The 273-nt window shown below is 35.9% G+C and carries 1 protein-coding gene; it reads left to right on the forward strand.

Annotation, left to right across the window (positions count from 1 at the left end; genetic code table 11):
* Positions 1-273 (forward strand): sodium ion-translocating decarboxylase subunit beta (locus AAEY79_RS14885; protein WP_352289150.1); only part of this gene is annotated, 273 nt, incomplete at both ends.

The raw sequence follows: 273 nt of genomic DNA on the forward strand, positions 1-273 counted from the left end.
TGCCAGAGCTTCGCAAAGTATCTAAAAAGGAAAAGATTATTTTTCCTCTAATGGTACTTAGTTTAACGGCTATGTTTTTACCGGCTGCTATACCGCTTGTAGGTATGTTTTGTTTAGGTAACTTAATGCGAGAGTCGGGTGTTGTTGATAGATTAAGTAACAGTTCTCAAAACGAAATCATCAATGTTACAACTATATTTTTAGGTTTAGCTGTAGGCTCAAAGCTTGCTGCAGATAAGTTTTTAACTGTTGAGACGATTGGTATTTTAGTGC

It is taken from the genome of Psychrobacter sp. GW64-MNA-CIBAN-0177 (assembly GCF_040309585.1).
Lineage (GTDB): Bacteria > Pseudomonadota > Gammaproteobacteria > Pseudomonadales > Moraxellaceae > Psychrobacter > Psychrobacter okhotskensis.